Origin of the sequence: Robinsoniella peoriensis, from assembly GCF_000797495.1 — a bacterium.
GTDB lineage: Bacteria > Bacillota > Clostridia > Lachnospirales > Lachnospiraceae > Robinsoniella > Robinsoniella peoriensis.
This window is the reverse complement of sequence record NZ_JTGN01000021.1, coordinates 59,832-75,083: the sequence shown is the minus strand read 5'-3', so window position 1 is coordinate 75,083 and position 15,252 is coordinate 59,832. Positions and strand designations below refer to the sequence as shown.

14 protein-coding genes and 1 pseudogene are annotated in these 15,252 nt (G+C 41.2%); 12 read left to right on the top strand and 3 right to left on the bottom strand.

The window, feature by feature from the left end; genetic code table 11:
- Window positions 1-131: 131 nt before the first annotated feature.
- The 3 genes from QR40_RS27505 (at window position 132) to QR40_RS30400 (ending at window position 3,387) form a co-directional block, all read left to right on the top strand.
- On the top strand, window positions 132-374 hold the full coding sequence (locus QR40_RS27505; protein WP_044297687.1) for an RDAC family protein: 243 nt from the start codon (window positions 132-134) through the stop codon (window positions 372-374).
- A gap of 83 nt (window positions 375-457) precedes the next feature.
- On the top strand, window positions 458-1,735 hold the full coding sequence (locus QR40_RS27500; RefSeq protein WP_027295638.1) for a response regulator: 1,278 nt from the start codon (window positions 458-460) through the stop codon (window positions 1,733-1,735).
- 482 nt (window positions 1,736-2,217) lie between these two features.
- Window positions 2,218-3,387: a GH25 family lysozyme gene (locus QR40_RS30400; protein WP_052431089.1), complete on the top strand. Its 1,170-nt coding sequence runs from the start codon at window positions 2,218-2,220 to the stop codon at window positions 3,385-3,387.
- A 197-nt stretch (window positions 3,388-3,584) separates the two neighbouring features.
- On the opposite strand, the gene QR40_RS27490 is transcribed toward QR40_RS30400, so the two are convergent.
- Both QR40_RS27490 and QR40_RS27485 read right to left on the bottom strand, forming a co-directional pair.
- Window positions 3,585-4,226 (bottom strand): GDSL-type esterase/lipase family protein, encoded by a 642-nt coding sequence (locus QR40_RS27490; protein ID WP_027295639.1) that lies wholly within the window; start codon window positions 4,224-4,226, stop codon window positions 3,585-3,587.
- A gap of 416 nt (window positions 4,227-4,642) precedes the next feature.
- Entirely contained in the window at window positions 4,643-5,560 is a 918-nt protein-coding gene (locus tag QR40_RS27485) for a dihydrodipicolinate synthase family protein (protein ID WP_027295640.1), read from the bottom strand.
- 231 nt (window positions 5,561-5,791) lie between these two features.
- On the opposite strand from QR40_RS27485, the gene QR40_RS27480 reads away from it, so the two are divergent.
- The 4 genes from QR40_RS27480 to QR40_RS27465 all read left to right on the top strand — a co-directional run bounded on the left by QR40_RS27480 (window position 5,792) and on the right by QR40_RS27465 (window position 9,975).
- Complete coding sequence (locus QR40_RS27480) at window positions 5,792-6,484, top strand: N-acetylmannosamine-6-phosphate 2-epimerase (RefSeq protein WP_027295641.1); 693 nt, start codon at window positions 5,792-5,794, stop codon at window positions 6,482-6,484.
- A gap of 61 nt (window positions 6,485-6,545) precedes the next feature.
- Window positions 6,546-7,985, top strand: a complete 1,440-nt coding sequence (locus tag QR40_RS27475) for an ABC transporter substrate-binding protein (protein ID WP_044297686.1) — start codon at window positions 6,546-6,548, stop codon at window positions 7,983-7,985.
- 255 nt (window positions 7,986-8,240) lie between these two features.
- A complete protein-coding gene (locus QR40_RS27470; RefSeq protein ID WP_027295643.1) occupies window positions 8,241-9,131 on the top strand; it encodes a carbohydrate ABC transporter permease in 891 nt (296 codons plus the stop codon).
- A gap of 16 nt (window positions 9,132-9,147) precedes the next feature.
- Window positions 9,148-9,975: a carbohydrate ABC transporter permease gene (locus tag QR40_RS27465; RefSeq protein WP_027295644.1), complete on the top strand. Its 828-nt coding sequence runs from the start codon at window positions 9,148-9,150 to the stop codon at window positions 9,973-9,975.
- A gap of 99 nt (window positions 9,976-10,074) precedes the next feature.
- Here QR40_RS27465 and QR40_RS33895 read toward each other — a convergent pair.
- Window positions 10,075-10,224: pseudogene (locus QR40_RS33895) on the bottom strand (DUF6783 domain-containing protein).
- A 54-nt stretch (window positions 10,225-10,278) separates the two neighbouring features.
- Here QR40_RS33895 and QR40_RS27460 point away from each other — a divergent pair.
- The 5 genes from QR40_RS27460 to QR40_RS27440 all read left to right on the top strand — a co-directional run bounded on the left by QR40_RS27460 (window position 10,279) and on the right by QR40_RS27440 (window position 15,080).
- Window positions 10,279-10,731: a NanQ anomerase/TabA/YiaL family protein gene (locus tag QR40_RS27460; RefSeq protein ID WP_044297685.1), complete on the top strand. Its 453-nt coding sequence runs from the start codon at window positions 10,279-10,281 to the stop codon at window positions 10,729-10,731.
- A 31-nt stretch (window positions 10,732-10,762) separates the two neighbouring features.
- Window positions 10,763-11,647 (top strand): ROK family protein, encoded by an 885-nt coding sequence (locus QR40_RS27455; protein ID WP_044297684.1) that lies wholly within the window; start codon window positions 10,763-10,765, stop codon window positions 11,645-11,647.
- Between the two features lie 25 nt (window positions 11,648-11,672).
- Entirely contained in the window at window positions 11,673-12,533 is an 861-nt protein-coding gene (locus QR40_RS27450) for a MurR/RpiR family transcriptional regulator (RefSeq protein WP_027295647.1), read from the top strand.
- 176 nt (window positions 12,534-12,709) lie between these two features.
- Entirely contained in the window at window positions 12,710-14,095 is a 1,386-nt protein-coding gene (locus QR40_RS27445; protein WP_044297683.1) for an MATE family efflux transporter, read from the top strand.
- A gap of 106 nt (window positions 14,096-14,201) precedes the next feature.
- Window positions 14,202-15,080: a DUF4282 domain-containing protein gene (locus tag QR40_RS27440; protein ID WP_044297682.1), complete on the top strand. Its 879-nt coding sequence runs from the start codon at window positions 14,202-14,204 to the stop codon at window positions 15,078-15,080.
- Window positions 15,081-15,252: the final 172 nt, after the last annotated feature.

The following is a 15,252-nucleotide window of genomic DNA, read 5'->3' as shown; positions in this document are numbered from 1 at the left end:
AACAGATAGGAAATAACAGATAGGAAATAACAGATAAGGACAAGAGATAAGATACAAAAGATAAGATACAAAAGATAAGAGACAAAAGATAAGAGACAAGAGATGAGAGACAATAGATAAGAGGTGCGAACATGAAAATAATATCTTTTCAGGATATCATTGACTGTAACCAAATGCTGAGAGAAAAGGAACTGGCATTTCAACTACATATAAGGGATGCCTGCGGCAAGCAGTCGTTCTGGATAGAACCCGTTGGAAATGATGGTAGTGAAATAAAGTACGAGGATTTGTATCATGTATTGGATGCTTTTTTTGAACAAAGAGGATGCAAGATTTCATTTAGTGAAGATAAGCTTAATTTTTGGGTGGATTGAAAGAATGTTTTTGCATTTTTATGTCATCTTTGGTATTATGGATGAGGTAAATTGTTAGTTGTTATGAGATAGGAGTATAAAAAATGATTAAAATGGCTTTGATAGATGATGAACAATCTGTTCTTGAATGGCTTGAGAAGTCATTTCCCTGGGAGCAGTGTGGCGTCAATATTGTAGGCACAGCAGAAAATGGAAAACAAGGCCTGGATATCATCCAAAAAGAAATACCGGATATCGTGATTACCAGCATAGACATGCCCATTATGGACGGCCTGGAAATGATGGAAAAAGCGGTTGGTATGGGAATAGACACCAAGTTTATTGTTTTAAGCGGATATAATGAATTTGAAAATGCTCAGGAGGCAATACGTTATGGAGTGAAGGAATACCTGCCAAAGCCTGTAACAGAGGAGCAGATATTGGAAGCGGTAAAAAGGGTATCCTGCCGTATAGAAGAGAGTAAACGGCGTATAGAATGGGTAAAGGAAATGCGCCAGGAGCCTCATCAGGATCAGGATATGTTGATTATCAGACTTTTCCAGCAGCTGATTATGCAGATCCCTGTCCAGGATGAAGTAATTCAGGATTACCGCAGACTAACGGGGCACGGAGAGCGAACGAAATACCAGGTAATATTAATACGGGCAGAGGATCAGGAAGTTGTTTCAGATTCCATCGTAAGTATGATTGAGGAGTGTTTTCGGAAATATCATTTCGAAGCAGCTACGGTGAATTATCTGCCAGGTGAAATCATGCTGGTGATCAGCTACCTTGCAGATAATCTGTTGTATATTATATTGAACGAAAATATGAAAAAGGTAACAAAGATGGTTTCGGACCGGATGGAGGAGGAATTTCATTTATCTTGTACCATCGGTATCAGTGAAATACAAAAAGGTCTCGAAAGCGTATATGGTTGTGCAAATCAGGCAAAGAATGCTTTGGTTTTTACAACCTTAGAAGAAAATCACAATATTGTATCCATCAGCAACCTGATGTTTGAGGATGAGGAATACCATTCACCGATAAAAAGGGAGCGACAGCTTCTGAATGCTTTGAAAGCCGGGGATGCAGACGAAGCGGAGAAAGTACTGGATATGATTTATGAGGAGTTTTCGGAACAGAAGAAAAATTCGCTGTCCATAAATAAAAAGATTTGTACCGAATTGATTGTTGTTTGTATTAAGAGCCTGTATCCTATGGGAATGTGTCTTAATGAGCTTTTCCAGACAGAAGATGATCCGATCTATCTGATACATGATCAGAAAAGCATTACAGATGTGAAAAAAATCGTGTACCGGGCGGTTCGCCAGATGGCAGAGTGTATCGGAGAGAAAAAATGTGAAGTTCCTGAAAAGTAATATCGGTAAATTGATATCGTAAAATAACAGCACCATAGAAGAAGCACTGTATCTTTCAAGAAAATAATGAAGATACGGTGTTTTTATTTATGCCTTTATTTTTACTGGGGCTTTTTACACTGTTCTAACCATCAGATTCTACATCGTGAAGTCTTCGGTCAGCAAACGATTTCGCAGCAGGAGATGTAAGAGCTGAACGGGACTGATTGGGATTTAATAACCCGCAAAGATTTTATTATATTTTCAAACGGGTTACAGGGATGCCCCCCGGTGAGTTCTGCTGAGTTTTGTAAAAATTCACTATAGACAGAAAGGTAAATACGCGTTATTATATCCATAACAATAAAAACCTACAACTGTAATATTTCGATGTGTATGAGAGACGGGTGCTAATATACCGCAAACCGGGGCATGCAGATGGCCGGAATGAATTTTCTAACACGCACATGGACTGGACATGCAGTTGTGACAGGAGGATCTTTATGAAAAAAGTGCAGAGATATCTTATGAAATTTCTGTTTGTGTCAGCGATGGCACTTATGCTGCCTTTCACTGCAGAGGCAGCGGTCTCCAATATCAAAGGAATCGATGTATCGTGGTATAATGGGACAATTAACTGGGAAAGTGTGAAGCAGCAGGGATATTCGTTCGCCATGCTGAAGACCGGGGACGGCGCCCAGACAGGAACTTATGAAGAGGATCTGGATGATCAGTTTGAAGCCAACTACTATGGAGCGGGAAATGCAGGAATTAAGCGCGGTGTTTATCATTTTTGCTGTACCACTACTGTGGCGGGAGCGAAAAGAGAAGCAGAGTACTGTCTGAAGATTTTAAAAGGAAGGAAGCTGGAGTATCCGGTAGTCTATGATATTGAACAAAGCGGTACGTTCAAAAAGGGGAAAAAGAATACCACTGCGATCGCAAAGGCATTTTGTGATAAAATTAAAAAGGCAGGTTACACGCCTATGATCTATTCCTCCGACTATCGTTTAACAAATGAATTTGACTGGTCCAAACTTTCGGGAATCAGAATATGGGTAGGAAGCTATGGGATTAAAAAGCCATCTTTTTCCGGGTCCTATGATATGTGGCAGTATACAGACAAAGGAAAGGTACCGGGAGCTAATACAGATAAAGGTTACTGTGATCTGAACTATTCTTTCATGGAAGCGGAGCGGATTAGCCTGAACACTTCTAAGATAACTCTGGGTGCAAAAGAAACCTATTCGCTGAAGACTTCTGTAAAACCCAGCAGATGTACGGATTCCAAAAGGTATACCACATCCAATAAAAGAGTGGCAACGGTGAACTCTTCCGGTAAAATTACGGCAAAGAAGCCCGGTAGAGCAACGATTACGGTAACTACCGGCAGCGGTAAGACAGACACATGTGTTGTTGAAGTAAAAAAAGCACCGGCAAAGGTAAAATTAAGAAGAAAGTCCGTAAAACTGAGAAAAGGGAAAACTTATCAGATTAAACCGATCATATCGTCTAATTCCCAAAGCAATCGGATTACATATATATCTTCTCGCAAAGCGGTGGCAACGGTAGACAGCAGAGGAAAGGTAAAATCAAGAAAAAAAGGTGTTACTTATATAACCGTACGGACTTACAATAAGAAAAGTGTCCAACTTACAGTAAAGGTAATATAATGTCACATTATGAATAAAATATGAATAAAATGTTTTCAGAGTTTTCATAGAACGTTCAATAGTTCATCATTGAAAGTACACATTTAGAAGTTATGATATAAGCATAACAAACAAAGAATTGTTATATAAACTTTTTCATAACTCCTTCCTTTTTAGCCCTGCAGTCGTGAAGCAGGGCTTTTTAATGTCCAAAATTTCTACAGCAGGTCCGGGATCATGGAAGCAAGCTTTTTAGCCAGAAGTATATGGCTGTTCTGATCCAGATGCATATGGTCCTTCGGATGCATACGGATTCCCGGTATGGTTGCTGCATCCAGAAAATATACGTCAAGCCGTTTGGCAATATCCTCATAGTAGGAAGCCAGGGCTCTGGACTTTTCTACACAGCCTTTTCCCATTTCGTCAGCAATAAACGTAGTTTCATAACCAGGTTCAATATAGGCGGGTGCAATGATTAATATATTAGGCTTATTCTTCCAGGCATCGGTAACGGAGAGGGCTTTTTTCGTAAGGCGCTCCATGCCTTTTGCGATATTTTCTGCGTTTGAGCTGAAACGTTCCTTGGTATCATTTGTTCCCAGCATCAGAATCAGAAGATCCACAGGCTCGTGGGTCATGAGACTTTGAAAAATTGATGTTAAACCGTTCAATCCCTCAAACAGAGGATCTTCGAAGACCGTTGTTCTTCCGCTCAGTCCTTCTTCACAAATCAGATAATCATCGCCAAGATATCTGCCCAAAAGGCAGGTCCATCGCTCATCTTCGGAAAAGCGTCCGTTTGTCTCGGTACAATAACCATGTGTGTTGGAATCTCCGAAGCATACAATATGTTTTTTCACTTTATAACCTCCTCTTTAAGTTTGTAAGCAAGGAAAACAGCTTACAGAATTATTCTTTTTTTGAACAGACAGAAGGATAATTCTTAACATCCTTTCCGAAGATTCTTCTTCATAAATGCTGGCTCATCCATTCTCTGTCTATTGGTTAATGAGTTACTTTTATTTCGCTAATAAATGGCTTATGGCTCTTTCCGTACACTACCCACCATTTACAAAGCGTCCCTTTCTTAGCTAAACCCAAATATAAGATGAAATTGTTCGCTCTAGTGTAGCATGGGGTGTTCCCTGTTACAAGAGAATAATCGGGACAAAAGAGCCATAATGCAGAGAAGTTTTACTTCAATGTATATGGCTCTTTTTAATGCGTCACTGCAAATGACCGGGGAGTCTGCTGCTGAAACCCTGTAATGAGAATATTACCAGCCCTTTGTTTCTTCTACGGCTGCGCGGATATCTTCATACAGCTTTCTGATCTCAGGATCCTTTTCGTCTACCGGAAGGAATGGCAGGCGTGGGTCACCTATGTTCACACCATCCATACGGATAATTGTTTTACAAGCTCCATACATGGAGGGGAAGGAGCACAGGCGGTAAATGAACATGGTTACTATGACCTGCAGCTTCTGGGCAGCAGCAATATCGCCGCGGCGGATGAGTTCATCTAATTTTAAATATAATTCCGGCATAGCGCCATAGGTTCCACCGATAGCAGCATCGGCACCCATCAGTCTTCCGGCTAAAAACTGCTCATCCGGTCCGTTAAACACAATAAAGTCCTCACCGCCAGCCTGTTTGAACCTTAAAATGTCGTGGCAGGGGTCAGAGGAACATTTTACACCGGCAACCCGTTCGTTTTCAAGCATACGGTGGAATAAACCCATAGAGAGGTTAAATCCGGTGAGCTGAGGAATGTTATAAATAAAGAAAGGAAGGTCAGCAGCTTCTGTAATTGCGGTCCAATGGCGGTAGACACTTTCTTCACTCACATGGTAATAGACACTTGGTACGGCTGAAGTTCCGGCAGCTCCTGCCTGTTCAGCATGTTGTGCAAGCTCTGCGGAATGCCGGGTATCTGCACAGCCAACATGAACAATAATGGTCATCTCATCTCCGGCTTCCTGGGTTACGGCTTCCACGACTTTTTTTCTTTCGCCGCTGTCTAACAGAAAGCCCTCACCGGTGCTGCCGCATACGTACAGGCTCTTTACACCCTTATTAATATAGTAGCGGGTCAGTTTTTTAGCAGCATCCAGATCAATATCTCCGGAAGCTGTAAAAGGAGTGTTTAAAGCTACAGTTACATTTTTGAAACGTGATACATCGTATTTTGACATGATTTTCCCTTTCTTTGTCGAATATTGTTGAATTATGATAGCAGTTACTTCTTTTATATGGAAATTATATCATTGTTGAACAAAAAAAACAATGAAAAAAGAAAAAATTTTTTTTCTAAAAAAGATATTGAAAAATTTACCCGCATGTGATATAGTCTATTTATCAGACAGAACAACAAAGTTTAGAATTAAGATCTGCTCATTTGAGAGCAGAGGGAAAGGAGGATATGGATGACCAAAAAGGAGATAATGGATCAGATCCATGGAAGGCTAATCGTATCCTGTCAGGCATTAAAGGAAGAACCTCTGTATAGTTCATATATCATGTCTCGCATGGCATATGCGGCTATGCTGGGAGGTGCATCCGGAATCCGGGCAAACACAGTGGAAGACATTACAGAGATTAAGAAGCTGGTGGATCTTCCCGTTATAGGAATTATCAAAAAAGATTATGAAGGGTGTGAAATCTACATAACACCAACCATGCAAGAAGTAGATGCGCTGGTAGCATGCGGGGTGGAGATCATTGCTGCAGATGCCACCGTAAGGCTGCGCCCGGAGGGGGTGACGCTGGATGAATTCTTCAAAGAGGTTCGGTTAAAGTATCCGGAACAGTTATTTATGGCGGATTGCTCCAGCATCGAAGAAGGAATGCATGCGGCAGAAATCGGATTCGATTTCATAGGGACAACAATGAGCGGTTATACACCATATACGGAAGGAACTCAGCTTCCAAATTATGAAATGATGGAAATACTCGCAAGAGAGAGCGGAAAGCCTGTTATCGCAGAGGGAGGAATCTGGTGCCCGGAAGAATTAAAAAGGGCGTTAGAGACCGGAGCATTCGCAGCAGTTGTTGGAACAGCAATCACAAGGCCGATGGATATTACGAAGCGGTATGTGGAAGCAATTAACCAGAAATAATTAACAAGGCCGTTAATTATCATAAACTAAAACCAATCTATTTAAGGAGGAAAAGAAAGATATGAAAAGGAAAGCAATAGCACTTTTACTGGCTTGTACTATGGCACTTTCACTTGCAGCTTGCGGAGGAGGATCAACCAGTTCAGGAACAACGGAACCTAAGACGGAAGCAAAGACAGATGCGGCTACAGAAGCAAAATCAGAAGCGGCATCGACTGAGACAAAGACAGATGAGACACAGGCAGCGGCAGATGCGGAAACAAAAGAAGCTTCCGCCGGCGGTACAACAGAGATTACCTGGTGGGCATTCCCTACATTTACACAGGAAAATGCAGGTGATGCATTTGGATCTTACGAACAGAAAATCATCGATGCTTTTGAGACAGCGAATCCGGATATCAAAGTTAAATTAGAGACAATTGATTTTACATCAGGACCGGAAAAGATTGTTACAGCAATTGAAGGCGGTACAATCTGTGATGTGTTATTTGATGCTCCGGGACGTATCATCGATTATGGTAAGAGCGGCAAGCTTGCAGAATTAAATGATATGTTTACCGATGATTTCGTAAAAGATGTTGGAAATGACCAGCTGCTTCAGGCATGTAAAGCCGGCGACACAGCTTACATGTATCCAATCAGCTCCGCACCTTTCTATATGGCATTTAACAAACAGATGGCAGAAGATGCAGGGGTTGCTGATTTAATCAAAGATGGCTGGACAACCGATGATTTCACAACCGTTATTACTGCATTGCATGATAAAGGATATAATCCGGGATCAGTATTCTGCAGCGGCCAGGGCGGCGATCAGGGTACCCGTGCATTTGTTTCAAACCTCTACAGCAGCGCTATCACAGATGATGCTATTACAAAATATACAATTAACGATGCAAATGGTGTAAAAGCTCTTGAATATATCAAAAAAGCAGTTGATGACGGCACATTAATGAATGGTTCCGCTTACAACGGCGGTGATGATATTCAGAACTTTGCAAATGGACAGACTTCTTTTACTCTGTTATGGTCTCCAGCACAGCCGGAAACACAGAAAGAGTTATTAGAATCCAGTAAGGTTGAGTATATTGAGGCTCCATTCCCATCAGATGATGGAGTTCCTGCATTAGAGTATCTGGTAAATGGTTTCTGCGTATTCAATAACGGTGATGATGCAAAGGTTGAAGCTTCTAAGAAATTTATCCAATTTGTTTGTGATGACAGTGAATGGGGACCAAAAAATGTAATCAGAACAGGTTCTTTCCCGGTTCGCCAGTCCTTTGGAGATTTGTATAATAATGAAAGAATGACAACTCTGGCAGGCTGGACAAAATATTATTCACCATATTATAACACCATCGATGGATTTGCTGAAATGAGAACTTTATGGTTCCCAATGCTTCAGGCAGTAATGAACGGAGATAAAGATCCTCAGGCAGCTGCAGATGAATTTGTGCAGCAGGCTGATGCATCTATTACAAATGCTGCAACAACAGCGAAATAAAAATCAGCAGGGACGCTGCAATGGGATTTTAGCAGTCAACATTGCAGCGCTTTGTCTGTAAAGACAGTTATTTCTATATACACTTATGGGATTTGAAGGGAAAGTGTGAAAGAAAAGCACTTTCACACTACTGATTTGGGAATAGCACAGGCAGGCTTGCGCTATTCATGGTGTCAAGTGTGAAAGAAAATCGCTTTCACACTACTTATTAAGGCAGTATCGCAGACAGGCCTGCGATATGCAGGAGGTATAAACATGAAAAAAGTAAATAAGCTAAGAATGAGAGAAACAATAGTATCTTATTGTTTTCTGGCTCCGGCATTATTATTTTTTATTATATTTGTATTAATACCTATGATAATGGGGGTATTTACCAGTTTCTTTCGTTATACAATGAAGGAATTTACTTTTATCGGATTAAATAACTATATCACAATGTTTCAGGATACAACATTCCAGAAATCACTGGTCAACACACTTATCATTGTAATCGGATCCGTTCCGATTGTTGTAGCTTTTGCATTATTTGTTTCTTCACAGACTTACGAGAGAAAGGCATTTGCAAGATCATTTTTCAGATGTGTATTTTTCCTTCCGGTTGTAACTGGTACGGTTGCCGTAACGGTTGTCTGGAGATGGATATATGATCCGCTTTCCGGTATTTTAAATTACACCTTAAAGGCTGGTCATGTGATAAGTCAGAATATTATGTGGCTGGGAGATAAAAAATATGCCCTTGCGGCAATCATTATCATCTTGTTGACAACTGCGGTTGGACAGCCAATTATTTTATATATTGCTGCAATGGGTAATATTGACAAATCATTGGTGGAAGCAGCTGAGGTTGACGGCGCTAACAAGTTCCAGGTGTTCTGGAAAATTAAATGGCCAAGTCTTCTTCCAACAACACTATACATAGTAGTAATCACAACGATTAACTCTTTCCAGTGCTTCTCGCTTATCCAGTTATTAACTTCCGGCGGGCCAAACTTCGCTACCACAACCATTATGTATTATCTGTATGAAAAAGCATTTAAGCTGTCCGAGTATGGATATGCAAACGCAATGGGTGTATTTTTAACGGTAGTTATCGGTATTATCAGCCTGCTTCAGTTTAAATTCCTGGGCAGCGATGTAGAATATTAGGAGGGAGGACAAAAAGATGAAGAAAAAATCTACACCATTTACAATAGTATCAACTGTCGTTCTAAGCATATTGACCGTCATCTTTGTTTTTCCTTTTTACTGGATTATGACAGGGGCATTCAAGTCCCAGGGAGACGCAGTTAAGATTCCGCCCCAGTGGTGGCCGACCAATCCTACAATTGAGCAGTTCCAGCGTTTACTTGTGCAAAATCCGGCGGCAAGATGGCTGTTAAACAGTGTTTTGATTGCGCTTATTACCATGCTGGCTGTCTGCCTCACCTCTGCACTTGCTGGATATGTTTTGGCTAAAAAACGTTTCTATGGACAGAAGATTTTATTTACGGTTTTTATAGGTGCAATGGCACTTCCTAAGCAGGTTATTCTGGTTCCTCTGGTAAATATGATCAGCTGGATGGGAATTCATGACACCATGGCTGCCGTTATTCTTCCGCTGATTGGATGGCCCTTCGGTGTATTCCTGATGAAGCAGTTTAGTGAAAATATTCCCACAGAGTTACTGGAATCAGCAAAAATTGACGGGTGTAACGAACTTCGTACTTTTAGCAGCATTGCGTTTCCAATTGTAAAACCGGGATTTGCAGCGCTGGCGATATTTACCTTCATTAATACATGGAATGATTATTTTATGCAGTTAGTTATGCTGTCTTCCAGAAAGAATTTGACAATCCCCCTTGGTGTTGCAACCATGCAGGCAGAGCTTTCCACAAACTATGGATTGATTATGGCTGGTGCAGCCCTGGCAGCAATTCCTATCGTTGTAATATTCCTGATCTTCCAGAAATATTTTACACAGGGAATTACCATGGGAGCAGTTAAGGGATAAGGTGCAAAATTTAAGGGAAGCTATCAAAAACACGAATATGATGAAGTATCATAGTGTTGCAGGATGGTTTCCCTTTCCTTGCGTTGAATTGCAGTCTGTTTATATCAAACACGCCTTAGAGTGTGTTTTAAAATTCATTCCTGCCATCTGCACGCCCCACTTTGCGGCATATTTGCCCCGAATTCAGGTTGCGTAGCCCGCTACGCGCCCTTCATCCGGGACAAATCTACCACAAACTGTGACACACATCTGTCAGAAAGCAATTTTCAAACACGCTCTAGAGCAAAAGAAAGGACTTATAAAATGATCTATGATAATTTAGAGAATATACAGCGATACCGCGGGATATCGCAATACCTGGACCGGGCCATTGACTTTATAACGATGAATGATCTTCAATTATTACCCCTTGGAAAGACAGTAATTATGGGGGAGAAAGTATTTGCTAATGTGATGGAAGCCCAGGCCCAGGAGGAATCAAAAGGTAAATTTGAGATTCATAAAAAATATATGGATATTCAGATTGATATAGAAGGAACGGAAATGATTCAGATTGGTTTAGGGGAGTCTGAAATATTGGATTGCTATAATGAAAAAACAGATTTCGGCACAGTTTCCTGCGCCAGGTCTGCTTCTTGCGTTATGGGGCCGGGGCGTTTTATCGTTTGTATGGGCGAGGAGCCGCATAAGCCGGGAATCTTGCAGGATGAAAAGCCATATCTAAAAAAATGTGTAATTAAGGCTGCAGTTAGCTAAATGCATTATATTTGAAAAGTGAGGAATCTGTATGAAAATAGCAGTGCTGGATATAGGGGGGACATCCATAAAATCAGGTGAATTTATGGATGGACGATTATGTAATATAAAGGAAACGGATACCAATGCCCAAAATGGCGGGGCTTATGTAATGGAAAGGGCAGTGGAAATACTCAAGGGATACAAAGGATTTGACAGGATTGGGATCAGTACTGCAGGACAGGTGGATTCTTCCAGAGGCTGTATCCGTTATGCCAATTCTAATATTCCGGGTTATACGGGAATGGAAGTGAAACGGATTATGGAAGAAAATTTCCATGTCCCTGCAGCAGTTGAAAATGATGTAAACGCTGCTGCACTGGGCGAGGCAAATTTTGGAGCCGGACGGGAGTTTGCAGATTTTCTGTGCCTGACTTATGGCACCGGTGTAGGCGGGGCTATTGTTATTGACCACAAGGTTTATAAGGGCAGCAGATTTTCGGCAGGAGAGTTTGGAGGCATGGTGATTCATCCCGGGGACAGGGATATATCAAAGGATATATTCAGCGGCTGTTATGAGCGGTATGCTTCCACAACAGCGCTGGTAAAAAATGCAATGCTGCTGGATGAGAGTCTTAGTAATGGAAAAAGGATATTCGAACGGCGAAAAGAGGAAAGTGTGGCAGAGATTATTGATGCCTGGATAAAAGAAATTGTACTGGGACTGGTTTCACTTACACACATATTTAATCCTTCCTGCATAATTTTAGGCGGAGGGGTAATGAAACAAAAATACATACTGGATAAAATCTGTAACATTCTGTATAATAATGTCATGGAGAGCTATCGTGACGTAAATATTAGACAGGCACAGTTAGGGAATACAGCCGGATTATTAGGGGCTGTACAGATAGCCTTGGATTTAAAGGGAGATTGAGAATAAATACCAAGGAGGTGAATAGGTGGATAACACAAACATCGTTTTAGAGATTCAGTCATCTTATAATCAATTTACAAAAGCGGAGAAAAAGGTGGCGGATTACGTAATTAAGAATCAAAGTAAGGTATTGTATATGTCGATAACAGATCTGGCAGATGCCTGTAAGGTGGGTGATACCAGTGTATATCGGTTCTGCAGAACAATGAAACTGCAGGGATACCAGGAATTCAAAATGCGGTTGTCACTCAGCCAGGGTGCTACTTCCAGCAGCAGTACCAAGACAGTACTGGAAAGCAGGAGGTTTGATGACAGCCTGGGAGAGATGGCAGAAAAGGTTCTGCAATTACATTTAGCTGCAATTAAAGAGACTTATATGCTGCTGAGCAGAGATAATTTTGACAAAATACTGGATATGTTCGAGCAGGCAAAGAGGGTTTTCTTCTTTGGGATAGGAGACAGTCTGCTGACTGCGGAAGAAGCAAGGAATAAATTTTTAAGAATTACCAACAAGGTAATCTGCATTACGGATCCTCATATGCAGGCCATGGCAGCGTCTATGACAACTGAAGAGGATCTGATCGTAATCATATCGTATTCCGGAGCAACAAAGGACAACATTCATGTGGCAAAGGTAGCAAAAGAGGCGGGTGCAAAGATTGCGTGTATCACGCATTTTCAGAAGTCACCGCTGACATCATATTCGGATGCAATCTTATTATGCGGTTCCAGTGAAGGTCCGTTAGAAGGCGGTTCCATGACAGCAAAGCTGAGCCAGCTGTATTTAATAGACTTGTTATATCAGGAGTTTTATGAGAGAAATTATGAAAGCTGCAAGTTCAATAATGAAGGGACCTCCCGGGCAGTGGTAGAAAAATTATTTTAGAAAGCGATTAGCTGTCTGTGAAAGTTTGCTTGCAAAATGATATATTTTATGATATGATTTTTTGAGTTTCAATTAAACAGAATGCTTTCAAAGCTATATGTTTGCCTGTTTCTGAATTAAACAGGAAAATATATAGCTTTTTCTTTGTGATTTATTTGAGGAGGTAAGATGTAATTATGGCAGTTAATCAAGATAAAATGAAAACCCGGGCTATTTTTCCGCTGCTGATGTCTATGGCAGTACCTATGATGCTTTCTATGCTTATGCAGTCACTGTATAATATTGTGGACAGTATCTTTGTGGCGAGGCTTGGACCGGAGGCTCTGACGGCAGTTTCTCTGGTATATCCGCTGCAGAACATTGTAGTTTCCGTGGCGGTGGGTATTGGTGTTGGAATCAGTTCCGCAATATCCATTAGTATAGGAGGCAAAGATTTTGAAAAGGCGAATAAGACAGCTTCCATCGGAATGCTGCTTACTGTGATTCATGCAGTACTGTTTTTAGTGGTCGGAATCGTGGTTACAAAGCCATTTTTAAGTATGTTTACTGAGAATGCTGTCATTTTGCAATATGGATGTGAGTATTCTTATATCGTGCTTTGCCTTGCATTTGGCTGTCTGCTTCAGATTAGTATGGAAAAAATATTTCAGGCAGTGGGAGATATGGTCACTACTATGGCACTCTTGGCCAGCGGATGCATTATTAATATCATATTAGATCCTATTATGATTTTCGGACTCCTGGGTTTTCCGGCACTGGGAGTAAAAGGGGCGGCTATTGCAACGGTAATTGGACAGATCAGTGCATTTCTTCTGTATGTGCTGGTTTACAGAAAGAAAGATATTGGAATTAAGATTTCCCTTAAATATGTAAGCTTTGATAAGGGTATTATAAAACAGATCTATTCGGTGGGGATACCGTCAACAATTATGATGGCGCTGCCGTCGCTGCTGGTCAGTATATTAAATGGGATCTTATCCAGGTTTTCAGATCTGCATGTGGCGGTTCTGGGTATTTATTTTAAACTACAGACCTTCATTTATATGCCTGCGAATGGCGTTGTCCAGGGGATGCGTCCAATCATCGGCTTTAACTATGGTGCAGGCGAGAAGAAGCGTATGAAGCAGACCGTTCATTTAAGCCTCCTGGTGGTCTTTTGCGTTATGTTGATTGGAACAATCGGTGCGCTGGTGTTCCCAAGGCAGATTCTGATGTTGTTTGATGCCACAGATGACATGATGAAGATTGGTACAGAAGCGCTGCGCGTGATAAGTCTGGGATTTCTGGTATCATCTATAGGAATTGTGAATTCCGGGACTTTTGAGGCATTGGGAAGAGGGAAGGAGTCCCTGATCGTATCACTGCTCAGACAATTTGTAGTGACGGTTCCTCTGGGATACCTTTTGTCAAGATCTATGGGAGCTCTTGGAATCTGGATTGCTTTTCCGGTTGCTGAGGTATTGGCGGCTGTCGTAGCGCATATATTATTAAAAAAGATTTATCGGAAAATCTCTTGCAGCAGCGAGGGTAAAAATAAAGATCCGGACTTGATTTGTTTATAATATTTTAACAGAATGTTTAAATTTGCAGGCGGCGTAAAGGTATACAATAAGAAATAAGTGAGCTATAATAGAAGAAATATAGTATTAGATGACAGGAGGATTTGAAATGGATCATTATATGTCGATTTTAAAACAGTTTGGGGTCATTATGACAGTCGCTGGTGTAATTATTGGTATTATTATGTCGTTTGTAGTATTCTTTGCCTTCATGTCAAAGAAAAACGTAAACCGTTTTCATGGTTTCTTTGGCTGGCTTTATGATTATCTGCAATTTAAAAATTTTATTATTGAAGGGCTGTTAAAGTTCTTTTATGTACTTGGGGCGTGCGTCTGCACCACGGTGGGGGTATTTAATATTCTCTGCCTGCAAATGGTACTTGGGTTTGCAGTACTGATATTTGGTAATCTGATACTTCGTATTTTCTATGAATTTGCATTAATGATCGTGGTTATTTGCAGAAATGTAAGTGAAATTAATAAGAAAATGGGCGGCGGTGTCGACCATAGGACTCAGTTTAAAGAGTGTGAAATTCCTCCGATGCCGAAAAAAGAAGATTTTGTTATGAGAGATCCGCAAAAAGATGCTATGCGTGAAACGGCTGCTACCCAGAGCCAGCCAGTATATCAAAATACCGGAATCATGCAGCCGCAGGCGGTTATGAGTACAGCGGCTCCGGCAGCAAACACGGCGGCACCGGCAGTAAATACAGTACCGGCAGCAAACACGGCGGCACCGGCGGTAAATACAGTACCGGCAGCAAACACGGCGGCACCGGCGGTAAACACAGTACCGGCAGCAAACACGGCGGCTCTGGCGCCAAAAGAGGTTCTGTCCACAAGTAGTACCGCTGAAACGGCAGAATCAGAGAAGTTATCCACGGAAAAATCTGATATTGTGGATAACTCTAAGAAATTATGTCCGTCATGTGGAAATGAAGGCGGGGAACTAGATGCGTTTTGCAGCAGGTGCGGCAGAAAGTACTAAATGTCAGAAAAATTTAAGAAGCGTATTCTTGACATAAAAATTACCATATGATATATTGAATTTACATAAAAGGGAGTAGCCTAACCGAAAGGTGATTCGAAATCGTCAATACGATATTTTATATCCGTATCGAATGAAATGTGCAAGACTTTTATTGTAGCGAAGATTGCTG

Excerpts from the sequence above, each read along its gene's own strand:
- QR40_RS27440 (WP_044297682.1), top strand. The coding sequence starts at position 14,202 with ATGGATCATTATATGTCGATTTTAAAACAGTTTGGGGTCATTATGACA.
- QR40_RS30400 (WP_052431089.1), top strand. The coding sequence starts at position 2,218 with ATGAAAAAAGTGCAGAGATATCTTATGAAATTTCTGTTTGTGTCAGCG.
- QR40_RS27445 (WP_044297683.1), top strand. The coding sequence starts at position 12,710 with ATGGCAGTTAATCAAGATAAAATGAAAACCCGGGCTATTTTTCCGCTG.
- QR40_RS27475 (WP_044297686.1), top strand. The coding sequence starts at position 6,546 with ATGAAAAGGAAAGCAATAGCACTTTTACTGGCTTGTACTATGGCACTT.
- QR40_RS27485 (WP_027295640.1), bottom strand. The coding sequence starts at position 5,560 with ATGTCAAAATACGATGTATCACGTTTCAAAAATGTAACTGTAGCTTTA.
- QR40_RS27460 (WP_044297685.1), top strand. The coding sequence starts at position 10,279 with ATGATCTATGATAATTTAGAGAATATACAGCGATACCGCGGGATATCG.
- QR40_RS27480 (WP_027295641.1), top strand. The coding sequence starts at position 5,792 with ATGACCAAAAAGGAGATAATGGATCAGATCCATGGAAGGCTAATCGTA.
- QR40_RS27505 (WP_044297687.1), top strand. The coding sequence starts at position 132 with ATGAAAATAATATCTTTTCAGGATATCATTGACTGTAACCAAATGCTG.
- QR40_RS27455 (WP_044297684.1), top strand. The coding sequence starts at position 10,763 with ATGAAAATAGCAGTGCTGGATATAGGGGGGACATCCATAAAATCAGGT.
- QR40_RS27470 (WP_027295643.1), top strand. The coding sequence starts at position 8,241 with ATGAAAAAAGTAAATAAGCTAAGAATGAGAGAAACAATAGTATCTTAT.
- QR40_RS27465 (WP_027295644.1), top strand. The coding sequence starts at position 9,148 with ATGAAGAAAAAATCTACACCATTTACAATAGTATCAACTGTCGTTCTA.
- QR40_RS27500 (WP_027295638.1), top strand. The coding sequence starts at position 458 with ATGATTAAAATGGCTTTGATAGATGATGAACAATCTGTTCTTGAATGG.